Origin of the sequence: Microbacterium sp. H6, from assembly GCF_003314775.1 — a bacterium.
Taxonomy (GTDB): domain Bacteria; phylum Actinomycetota; class Actinomycetes; order Actinomycetales; family Microbacteriaceae; genus Microbacterium; species Microbacterium oxydans.
In genome coordinates this window covers 3,502-11,839 of sequence record NZ_QOAY01000252.1, presented here as the reverse complement: position 1 = coordinate 11,839, position 8,338 = coordinate 3,502, and the positions used below count along the sequence as shown (strand labels likewise).

Sequence of the window (8,338 nt, the reverse complement as noted above, 5' to 3'; positions counted from 1 at the left end):
CGCACTCGTCACCCGCCAGGATCTGCTCAAGGAGATCTGGGGCAGTGAGCAGGTGTCCGACTCCGGCTACCTGCGCCTGTACATGTCGCAGCTGCGCAAGAAGCTGGAGCAGGAGCCGGGTGCTCCGGTGCATCTGCTCACCGAATCGGGCATGGGCTACCGGCTCGTGCTCTGAGCCCCAGCGCTCCGGATGCGCGACCGGCGCACGACCGCCGCGACCCCGGTGAGCACGAGCAGCACGGCCACGATGATCGCGGCGATCGCCGTCGCGGTGCTCTCGGGCTCTCCCGTGAGGCGACCGACCGCGAGCCAGGCGAGACCCCAGGCCGTCGCGAGGGCAGGAGCGATGCGTCCGGTGGCCCACGCCGCGGCAGCCCCGATCACCAGGACCACGATGAGCACGGCGATGGCCCAGGCATCCGCTGCCTGCGCCCAGCTCTCCGGAGCGATCTGCGTGAACCACGCGGCCGTGTTCGCCACCGTCGCGATGGTGACCCAACCGAAGTGCAGGCCGTTCGCGCCGTCGGTGAGGATGCGGTCGGCGAGGTTCCGGGAGGGAAAGCGGCCGAGCAGCACGATCACCCGCGCGAGCACGGCCAGGAGCGCCGCGATCACGACGACCGTGAGCCACAGCGTCAGGAACCGTGCGGTCACCAGCCACAGCCCGTTCAGCACCATCGAGGCGGCGATCCACCCGCCCACGGCCTGCTGACGCGGATCCTGCCGCTGAGCGGGGAGCGCCTGCCACACCGTGTACGCGATCAGGCCGAGGTAGATCAGCGACCAGATCGAGAATGCGGGCCCCGCCGGCGCGAGGTACGAGCCCTGAGCCGAGAGCGCCCCGTCCTGCAGATCGTCGACGGACGCGCCGCCGAATGCTCCGGCCCCGACAGCGGCCGCGATCACCATGAATGTCGCCGCCGCGATGATCAGCGCCTGACGACCGATGCCCTTCGTGCGTGATTCCATGTCCCGAAGGCTACGGCTGCGTTTCCTCGGTCGCACCGGCCTTGACAGAGGTGCGCCGTTTCGCTAACCAGGTTAGCCAAAATATGATGATGCGCCGGGCGAGAGTTCAGGCGCGGGCGAAAGCCGCGTCGATCAGCACCTCGGCCGCACCCCGCGCCTGTGCGGCGACGGCCGGATCGGCCGAGATCGCCGCGGTGCTCTGCGCTCCTTCGGCGAGGATCGACAGCTGCGCGGCGAGCGCGGGCGGACCTCCGGTGTCGGCGACGAGGCCGGCCATGTACTCCTGGAATGACGCCTTGTGCGCCCGCACGATCTCCGCGACCTCCGCATTGGTGCCGCCGAGTTCGCCGAACGCATTGATGAAGGCGCATCCACGGAAGTCGTCGGCGCAGAACCAGTTCTCGAGGTACCCGTAGACGGCCAGGATGCGCGCACGGGGGTCATCCCCCGCATCCGACACCGCCCCCGAAAGGCCGGACTCCCACTCCGCGTGCTTGCGCGCCAGCACGGCCGCGACGATGTCGCTCTTAGCGGGGAAGAGCGCGTAGAGGCGGCGCAGCGACACGCCGGCGGCCGAGCGCAGCTCGTCCATGCCCACAGCGGCGTAGCCCTTGCGGTAGTAGAGCTCCTCCGCGGCGGACAGAATGCGCTCGCGAGCCTCGTCTTCGGTCATGTCCAGAAGTCTACTTGACACGAGAACGAACGTTCTCTAGATTGAGGACATCGAGCGAGAACGACCGTTCTCACCGGAACCGAAAGGATCAGGACCATGGGCTACATCACCGTCGGAAACGAGAACAGCACCGCGATCGAGCTCTACTACGAAGACCAGGGAGCCGGTCAGCCCGTCGTCCTGATCCACGGCTACCCGCTCGACGGGCACAGCTGGGAGCGCCAGACCCGCGAACTCCTCGCCCAGGGCTACCGCGTCATCACCTACGACCGCCGCGGATTCGGCCAGTCCTCAAAGGTGAACTCCGGCTACGACTACGACACGTTCGCCGCCGACCTGAACACCGTGCTCGAGACCCTCGACCTGCGCGACGTCGTGCTCGTCGGCTTCTCGATGGGCACCGGCGAGCTCGCCCGCTACGTCGCCCGCTACGGGCACGACCGCGTCGCCAAGCTCGCCTTCCTCGCCTCGCTCGAGCCGTTCCTCGTGCAGCGCGACGACAACCCCGAGGGCGTGCCGCAGGAGGTCTTCGACGGCATCGAGGCCGCGGCGAAGGGCGATCGCTTCGCGTGGTTCACCGACTTCTACAAGAACTTCTACAACCTCGACGAGAACCTCGGCTCGCGCATCAGCGAGCAGGCCGTGACCGGCAGCTGGAACGTGGCGATCGGCAGCGCGCCCGTGGCTGCCTACGCCGTCGTGCCCGCCTGGATCGAGGACTTCCGCTCCGACGTCGAGGCTGTGGCAGCGGCCGCGAAGCCCACGCTCATCCTGCATGGCACGAACGACAACATCCTCCCGATCGATGCCACCGCGCGCCGCTTCCACCAGGCGGTCCCGGAGGCCGACTACGTCGAGGTCGAGGGCGCCCCGCACGGCCTGCTCTGGACCCACGCCGACGAGGTCAACGCCGCGCTGAAGACCTTCCTCGCGAAGTAACCCCTTCCCCGCCAGCCGTCCACTCCGGGGCTGGCAGGCCGAAACGGAGACGACCCGGCATCCGGGCGGCGCGTCCACACAAGACACGCCGGCGGATGCTCGGGTCGTCTCCGTTTTGGCAGGACGGAGGAAGGGCAGGAAGAGGGAGGAGGGGGGTCAGCCGCGCATGGCGACACCGCGGCGCCAGTAGCCCATGAAGGCCACCTGGCTGCGGTCGATGCCGAGGTCCTTGACCAGGTGGCGACGCAGCGTGGTGACCACGCCGCTCTCCCCCGCGATCCAGAAGTAGCGTTCGGCCGGAGCGTCGGCCGTGGCGATGTCCTCGCCGAGACCGGAGTACTCCGGCGTCTCCCACAGCAGGTCCTCGCCGTCGATGTCCTTCACCCGGATCTCGTCCGCAGCGTCGGCGTCTCCGAGGTGGCCGAGCACGGCGGGGATCAGTCGCAGCCCGTGCGGCTCGCCGGCATCACGGGGAAGCCAGTGCACCTCGACCCCTGAGGGCACGTCGATGCGCAGGATGTCGGCAGGCGAGGGCACCTCGATGAAGGCGACACCGCGCAGGTCGCGAGGCGCATCTTCCAGGATGCGGGCGATCGCCGGAGCAGCCGTCTCGTCGCCCGCGAGCACGACCGATACCGCGGTACCGGGGGCGAACTCGGCCCCCCCGTGCGCGTCCACGTCCACGCCACGACGCGGACCGACCAGGTACAGCTCCTGCCCGACCGCGGCCTGGCTCGCCCACAGCGACGCGGGGCCGGTGAGTCCCGGCTCGAGGTGCAGCACGAAGTCGACGTCGACCTCGGTCCCGGTCTCGTCGTCGACCCGCAGCTCGCGCACGGAGTAGGTGCGCATGGATCCGCGCTCCTCCTCCGGCACGGCGAGGAAGGCCTGCCACCAGTTGTCCGATGCCCTGTCGAGGTCGGGCAGCACCCCGGACGCGGGCGGGAAGACCAGCTTGATGCGGCTGTCGAACACCTCGCCCGGTGTGCCGAACTCGCTCAACTCGTCTCCACCGAAGGTCACCCGCACGAAGGAGGGCGAGACACGCGCGACGGCCCGCACCTCGGCGCGGGTGAGGATGTAGGTCGGGCGCTCGGTCGTGGTCGTCTCAGCGGACATGGTGCCTCCCGATGGGTGTGACCATCGGCTTGCCGGAGACCGGATCGATGGTGATCTGATTGGCGAGGCCGAAGACCTCTTCGACGAGTTCGGCGGTGACGATGTCCTGCGGCGCACCGGTCGCGTGCACCCGCCCGTCCTTCATCGCCACCAGCTCGTCGGCGTAGCGGGCCGCGAGGTTGAGGTCGTGCAGCACCATCACGATCGTGGTGCCGCGCGAGACGCTCAGGTCGGTGAGCAGATCGAGCACCTCGACCTGGTGCGCGACGTCGAGGAAGGTCGTCGGTTCGTCCAGCAGCAGGATGTCGGTCTCCTGCGCGAGCGCCATCGCGATCCACACGCGCTGGCGCTGACCGCCCGAGAGCTCGTCGACGCTGCGGTCGGCGAGGTCGGAGATGCCGGTCGCGTCGAGGGCGTCTGCCACCACCTCGTAATCGTGCGTGCTCCAGCGGGCGAGCATCTTCTGATGCGGGTGCCGTCCGCGGCCGACCAGATCGGCGACCGCGATGCCCTCCGGCGCGACGGGCGACTGCGGAAGCAGCCCGAGGATGCGCGCGACCTCCTTGGTCGGGCGTGCGTGCACCGACTTGCCGTCGAGCACGATCTGCCCGTCGCTCGGCGACAGCAGACGGGCGAGCGAACGCAGCAGCGTCGACTTGCCGCATCCGTTCGCTCCCACGATGGTCGTGATGCGGCCGGGGGCGATCTGCAGGTCGAGACCGTCGATGATGGTGCGGTCGCCGTAGGCGAGCGTGACGCCCTCGGCGGACAGGCTGTGCGAGACGGTCAAAGCGAACCCCCGGAGCGGTTGGTGCGGATGAGGAGATAGATCAGGTACGGCGCACCGACGACGCCGGTGATGACTCCGACGGGGTAGCGGGTTCCGAAGGCGAACTGGCCGATGAGGTCGCCGGCGAGCACGAGCAGAGCCCCGACGAACGCCGACGGCAGGAGCAGGTTCGCGCCTGGACCCGTGATGCGCGCGGCGATGGGCCCCGCCATGAACGCGACGAAGGCGATGGGCCCGGTGGCGGCCGTCGCGAATGCGAGCAGCGCGACCGCACCGAGGATGAGCAGCAGGCGGGTGGCGCTGACGCGGATGCCGAGTCCCGCCGCGGAATCGTCTCCCAGCTGGAGCGCTCCGAGTGCACGGCCCTGTGACAGCATCAGCGGCACGATGATCAGCGCGGCGATCGCCATCGGCAGCACCCGCTCCCACGATGCGTTGTTGAGGCTTCCGGTGAGCCACTGCATCGCGGTCTGGATGTCCCAGTTCGCCGCGCGCGACAGCAGGTAGGAGATGACGCTCTGCAGCATCGCCGCGATGCCGATCCCGATCAGGATGAGTCGTGTGCCGGCGAAGCCGCCCTTGATCGAGAGGAGGTAGATCACGAAGGCCGTGACCACGGCACCGACGAGCGCGAGCAGCGACACGACCGGCCCGTTGACGGAGAGCACGATGATGCCGAACACGGCTGCAGCTCCGGCGCCGTTGGAGATGCCGATGATGTCGGGCGAGGCGAGGGGGTTTCGCAGCATCGTCTGGAAGCAGACGCCCGCCATGCCGAAGGCGATGCCGGTGAGGACGGCGAGCACCGCGCGCGGCAGCCGCAGGTCGCCCACCGTGAACGACGCCCCCGGCACGGTCTCGCCGAGGATCACGCGGATCACCTCGTCCGGTGTGTAGAACGTGTTCCCCACCATGAGTGCGACCGCGAAGAGGGCGAGGACCAGGACGCCGAGCACGATCGTGGCGATCGCGTGACGACGGTGGCGCGAGCGTCGGCCCGCGACGATCCGCGTGATGCGGGCGGAGGCGGACTCCTCGCCGCGTTCGAGGGTGTGCTCGGTGTGCTCGGTCGTGCTCACAGCTCACGCACCTTCTGCCGACGGACGATCCAGATGAAGAACGGCGCTCCGATGATGGCGGTGATGATCCCGACCTGGATCTCCTCGGACGACGGGGCGATCACGCGGCCCACGATGTCGCTCGCCGTCAGCAGGGCGGCGCCGGCGATGGCCGAGAACGGAAGCAGCCAACGGTGGTCGGTCCCCACCAGCATGCGGCACACGTGCGGGATGATCAGCCCGACGAATCCGATGGGTCCGGCGATCGCGGTCGCGGCCCCGGCGAGGATCACGGCGCCGAGTGCCGAGATCATGCGGGTGCGGAACACGTTCTCGCCGAGACCCTTGGCCATCTCGTCGCCGAGGGCGAGGGAGTTCATGCCCCGCGAGCACAGGAAGCAGATGAGGGCGCCGACGGCGAGCACCGGCGCGGTCAGGGCGATGCGCGGCCACTCCGCTCCGCCGACGCCGCCGATCTGCCAGGACTGGAACGTCTGCAGCAGGTCGACGCGGGGCAGCATCACGGCGCTGATGAGCGAGGCGAAGGCGGCCGATGTCGCCGCCCCCGCGAGGGCGAGCTTGAGAGGGGTCGCTCCCCCGCGCCCGAGCGAGCCCACCGTGTAGACGAAGACGGCGGCGACGCCGGCACCCACGATCGCGAAGGCCATCTGCCCGTAGGGGTCGGCGAGTCCGAAGAAGGCGATGCCGCAGACGACAGCCAGGGAGGCGCCGTTCGAGACGCCGAGGATGCCGGGGTCGGCGATCGGGTTCCGAGTGACCGCCTGCATGGTCGCTCCGGAGAGGGCGAGTGCAGCGCCGACGAGGAGGGCGAGCACGGTGCGCGGTATGCGCTTCACGATCGCGGCCTCGGCGATCGTGTCGGTGTGGCCCGTGAGCGCGGCGACGATGTCGTCGAACGAGACCGCGCGCACGCCGAAGGAGATCGACAGGACGCTGAGGACGACGAGCACCACCAGCCCGACGAGGAGCCAGATGGTTCGCACCAGCACCGGGCGCCGCAGGTCTGCGGCGCCCGGTGCTGGTGCGATGACGGTTGCTGAGGTCACTGAGCATTCACTCCGCTGCTGCGGATGGAACGGCTACTTGGACAGCGGCGCGGCCAGGAGTGCGAGGTAGTCGCTGAGTCCCCACGGGATCGACAGCGGCGACGGGTTCGCGGAGGCCGCGATCGGGGTGGCGTCGGGAAGGACGGCGATGCGTCCCTCGGCGATGGCCGGGATCTTCGACAGCAGCGGGTCGGCCTGCAGCAGCGGGATGATCGACTCGTCGCCATACGTGATGAACAGGTCGACGTCGTCGAACTTCTGCGCCTCTTCCGCGCTGACGGTCAGGTAGAACTGGTCGCTGTCCTTGTTCTCCTCGACGATCGAGGGGAACGGCAGGCCGAGGTCGTGGAGGTAGCCGGGGCGGGTGTCGATCGCCGTGTAGTAGCCGATCTGGCTGAGATCGGTCGGGTCGATGTAGGAGAACAGGACCTTCTTGTCCTTGAGCACGCTGTTCGCTTCGAGGGCCTTCTGCGCGTCGGCGTCGAGCTGCTCGATCAGGGCCTTACCCTCCTTCTCGAGGCCGAGGGCCTTGGAGTCCATCTCGATCATGTCGTCGACCGAGGTGCCCCAGGCGACCTTCGGGTAGGCGATGACCGGGGCGATCTTGGAGAGGGTGTCGTACTCCTCCTGCGTCAGACCGGAGTAGGCGGCGAGGATCACGTCGGGCTCGGTGTCGGCGACGGCCTCGTAGTCGATACCGTCCGTCTCGTCGAACAGCACCGGCGTCTCGGCACCCAGCTCGTCGAGCTTCTCCTCGACCCAGGGCAGCACACCGTTGTCGTCGTCGTCGCCCCAGGCGGCCTTGCTCATGCCGACCGGAACGATGCCCAGTGCCAGCGGCACCTCGTGGTTCGCCCAGGCCACGGTCGCGACGCGCTCGGGCTTCTCGGTGATCGTGGTCTCGCCGTAGACGTGCTCGACGGTGACGGGGAAGGCGTCGTCGGAGGCGGGGTTGCCGCCGGCGGTCGAGGTCGACTCCGGCGCGGAGGATGCGCAGGCGGAGAGGCCGATGGCGAGCGCGGCGGCCGCGCCGATGGCGAGGATTCGAGAGGTGCGCACAGGCGTTCCTTCGGTTCGGGGTGAGGGGGCGGCACGGGTGATGCGCCCAGCCTTTGGTAAGCCTGGCCTAATCTAACACGGAGGTTAGGTGATCCTCACCCTGAGATTCCCCGTTCGAATCGCGCGAATGGGAGTGAACTGCCGCCGGATGGAACCATTCGCGCGATTCGAACGGCGGCAGCGCACGAAAAAACCGGCCGGACCCGTGAGGGTCCGACCGGTTTCAGGAAGTCAGCGCGCGCTCAGAGAGCGCGGATGTTCGCCGCCTGCATGCCCTTGGGGCCACGCTCAGCGTCGAATTCGACCTTCTGGTTCTCGCGGAGCTCCTTGAAACCGGAGCCGGCGATAGCCGAGTAGTGGGCGAAAAGGTCGTCCGAGCCGTCATCGGGAGCGATGAAGCCGAAGCCCTTTTCCGCGTTGAACCATTTCACAGTGCCAGTGGCCATGTGTTTCTACTTTCTGTTGACTTAGCCGTTTGCACGGCCTACGCCGAACCGGAACATCCGAGACGCGCGCACTGTCACGCTACCACGGCAGGCTCCGCCGCAGTACGGGGCTGGTCATTCTTCTTCAGGAGAGCTGCTTCGGTGCGTGTGCTCACGCCGAGCTTGCGCAGCACGGCGGACACATGCACGCTCACGGTCTTCACGCTGATGAACAGGCG

Annotated in this window: 11 protein-coding genes; 2 read left to right on the top strand and 9 right to left on the bottom strand. The window is 68.6% G+C overall.

Annotation, left to right across the window (positions count from 1 at the left end):
- Positions 1 to 52: 52 nt before the first annotated feature.
- On the top strand, positions 53 to 175 hold the full coding sequence (locus DSP71_RS24100; protein WP_396652065.1) for a winged helix-turn-helix domain-containing protein: 123 nt from the start codon (positions 53 to 55) through the stop codon (positions 173 to 175).
- Here DSP71_RS24100 and DSP71_RS15945 read toward each other — a convergent pair.
- Together DSP71_RS15945 and DSP71_RS15940 are read right to left on the bottom strand one after the other, a co-directional pair.
- Positions 157 to 969, bottom strand: coding sequence for a tryptophan-rich sensory protein (locus tag DSP71_RS15945; RefSeq protein WP_061016200.1), 813 nt, complete (start codon positions 967 to 969; stop codon positions 157 to 159). The genes DSP71_RS24100 and DSP71_RS15945 overlap by 19 nt on opposite strands.
- 106 nt (positions 970 to 1,075) lie before the next feature.
- Complete coding sequence (locus tag DSP71_RS15940; RefSeq protein WP_113681577.1) at positions 1,076 to 1,642, bottom strand: TetR/AcrR family transcriptional regulator; 567 nt, start codon at positions 1,640 to 1,642, stop codon at positions 1,076 to 1,078.
- A 96-nt stretch (positions 1,643 to 1,738) separates the two neighbouring features.
- On the opposite strand from DSP71_RS15940, the gene DSP71_RS15935 reads away from it, so the two are divergent.
- A complete protein-coding gene (locus DSP71_RS15935) occupies positions 1,739 to 2,581 on the top strand; it encodes an alpha/beta fold hydrolase (RefSeq protein ID WP_113681576.1) in 843 nt (280 codons plus the stop codon).
- Between the two features lie 156 nt (positions 2,582 to 2,737).
- On the opposite strand, the gene DSP71_RS15930 is transcribed toward DSP71_RS15935, so the two are convergent.
- From DSP71_RS15930 to DSP71_RS24675, 7 genes are all read right to left on the bottom strand, one after another.
- Positions 2,738 to 3,700 carry a siderophore-interacting protein gene (locus DSP71_RS15930; protein ID WP_113681575.1) on the bottom strand — a complete coding sequence of 321 codons (963 nt, stop codon included), beginning with the start codon at positions 3,698 to 3,700 and terminating at the stop codon, positions 2,738 to 2,740.
- On the bottom strand, positions 3,690 to 4,490 hold the full coding sequence (locus tag DSP71_RS15925; protein WP_045262087.1) for an ABC transporter ATP-binding protein: 801 nt from the start codon (positions 4,488 to 4,490) through the stop codon (positions 3,690 to 3,692). Before DSP71_RS15925 ends, DSP71_RS15930 begins: the two co-directional genes overlap by 11 nt.
- A complete protein-coding gene (locus DSP71_RS15920; protein ID WP_113681574.1) occupies positions 4,487 to 5,569 on the bottom strand; it encodes an iron chelate uptake ABC transporter family permease subunit in 1,083 nt (360 codons plus the stop codon). The genes DSP71_RS15925 and DSP71_RS15920 overlap by 4 nt, the downstream gene beginning before the upstream one ends.
- Complete coding sequence (locus DSP71_RS15915) at positions 5,566 to 6,615, bottom strand: iron ABC transporter permease (RefSeq protein ID WP_061016191.1); 1,050 nt, start codon at positions 6,613 to 6,615, stop codon at positions 5,566 to 5,568. The genes DSP71_RS15920 and DSP71_RS15915 overlap by 4 nt, the downstream gene beginning before the upstream one ends.
- 33 nt (positions 6,616 to 6,648) lie before the next feature.
- Positions 6,649 to 7,674, bottom strand: a complete 1,026-nt coding sequence (locus DSP71_RS15910; RefSeq protein WP_061016188.1) for an iron-siderophore ABC transporter substrate-binding protein — start codon at positions 7,672 to 7,674, stop codon at positions 6,649 to 6,651.
- Between the two features lie 242 nt (positions 7,675 to 7,916).
- Positions 7,917 to 8,120, bottom strand: coding sequence for a cold-shock protein (locus tag DSP71_RS15905; RefSeq protein WP_017831237.1), 204 nt, complete (start codon positions 8,118 to 8,120; stop codon positions 7,917 to 7,919).
- A gap of 74 nt (positions 8,121 to 8,194) precedes the next feature.
- Positions 8,195 to 8,335 carry a LuxR C-terminal-related transcriptional regulator gene (locus DSP71_RS24675; RefSeq protein ID WP_396652064.1) on the bottom strand — a complete coding sequence of 47 codons (141 nt, stop codon included), beginning with the start codon at positions 8,333 to 8,335 and terminating at the stop codon, positions 8,195 to 8,197.
- Between the last annotated feature and the right edge of the window lie 3 nt (positions 8,336 to 8,338).

Bases quoted from the DNA above. Each gene is read 5' to 3' on its own strand.
- DSP71_RS15945 (WP_061016200.1), bottom strand. From the start codon at position 969: ATGGAATCACGCACGAAGGGCATCGGTCGTCAGGCGCTGATCATCGCG.
- DSP71_RS15940 (WP_113681577.1), bottom strand. From the start codon at position 1,642: ATGACCGAAGACGAGGCTCGCGAGCGCATTCTGTCCGCCGCGGAGGAG.
- DSP71_RS15930 (WP_113681575.1), bottom strand. From the start codon at position 3,700: ATGTCCGCTGAGACGACCACGACCGAGCGCCCGACCTACATCCTCACC.
- DSP71_RS15905 (WP_017831237.1), bottom strand. From the start codon at position 8,120: ATGGCCACTGGCACTGTGAAATGGTTCAACGCGGAAAAGGGCTTCGGC.
- DSP71_RS15935 (WP_113681576.1), top strand. From the start codon at position 1,739: ATGGGCTACATCACCGTCGGAAACGAGAACAGCACCGCGATCGAGCTC.